Annotated in this window: 1 protein-coding gene; it reads right to left on the reverse strand. The window is 61.9% G+C overall.

Annotated elements, in window-relative coordinates; all coding sequences use genetic code 11:
- Positions 1-364, reverse strand: a 364-nt coding sequence (locus ABNF93_RS34720; protein WP_349332511.1) for a GNAT family N-acetyltransferase, incomplete at its 3' end; no start/stop codon positions are given.
- Between the last annotated feature and the right edge of the window lie 349 nt (positions 365-713).

Genomic DNA, 713 nt, shown 5'->3' on the forward strand with positions numbered 1-713 from the left:
AGGCCATGTGGGTCATGCGGGACACGAAGTCGCCGCCGATGCCACGGCCTTGGAAGGGAGGGACGATGCCGATGACGACGATGGCGACGTGGCCGTTGGTCTGCCAGCCGATCTCGGCGAACCCAACTGGATCTTCTCCGATCCTGACTATCCAGGTGCGGATGTGTGGAGGGCTCAGCTCTTCGGCCCATCGTTCGGGCGACCACGCGCTGCGGCCGCTGTTGTTCCAGATCTCCCGGTACAGCCGGCAGATCGTGGGGGCAGCCGAGGGGGACACCTCGTCAACGACGAGTTCCGGAACTCTGGGCGAGGGGCGCAGATGGCTTGGATCGGTCATCTCCAGGTAGATCCCTGCAGGGGCCATAGCCGGCGACCGTAGTTGTGCTGCGATTGTGGCGCCACAGGATTTCTCTGGGACGAACGATGCCAGGAGAGCCGCTAGCCGTGCCCCTCACGTCCCCCGAACAGCCCTCACCAGCCGTCAATGATCAACGCTCACCAGCACCAGGCCAGGCTCAGAGGCACCAGGACGACGGAGTGGCCTGCGCACGAGAACCGGTTCTGTCTCAAATTTCGTGAGGCGGTGGGCCGGTCGGTGACTGTTGGTGGTGGTGTCATGTGAGTAGTACTCGTTTCCGGAGGAGGTCGAAGTTTGCGCGGCCGAACATTTGACGTTTGAGGTATTTGATTTTGTTGACGATGCCTTCGAACAT

The organism is Actinopolymorpha sp. B9G3 (genome assembly GCF_040120725.1).
In the GTDB taxonomy this organism is placed as follows: domain Bacteria; phylum Actinomycetota; class Actinomycetes; order Propionibacteriales; family Actinopolymorphaceae; genus Thermasporomyces.